The 384-nt window shown below is 36.7% G+C and carries 1 protein-coding gene; it reads left to right on the forward strand.

Annotated features, from left to right (window positions below):
- A partial coding sequence (locus Y887_RS19530; protein ID WP_046965563.1) for a hypothetical protein occupies positions 1–384 on the forward strand: 384 nt, incomplete at both ends.

Consider the following 384-nt stretch of genomic DNA (forward strand, 5'->3'; position numbering starts at 1 on the left):
GATAACGCTACTTCAGGTTATTGTCGTCGTGACTTTGCTTACTATTATAAGAAAAATCGTAAAACCGATCGTCAAGATTCAAAGTGGGATTTGAAAGGATATTTTACTGCACTACATCAAGTTGTTGATGAGATTAAGAAATACATGCCATACGTTGTAATGGATATTGACAAGTATGAAGCGGACGACCATATCGGTGTATTAACTAAATATTTGTCATTAGCTGGTCATAAGGTGTGTATTGTTGCATCAGATGGTGACTTTACACAATTACACAAGTACCCTAACGTTAAACAGTGGTCGCCACCGCAGAAAAAATGGGTTAAAATTAAGAACGGTTCTGCTGAAATTGATTGCATGACTAAAATTCTTAAAGGCGACCGT

This window comes from Xanthomonas pisi DSM 18956, assembly GCF_001010415.1.
GTDB lineage: Bacteria > Pseudomonadota > Gammaproteobacteria > Xanthomonadales > Xanthomonadaceae > Xanthomonas > Xanthomonas pisi.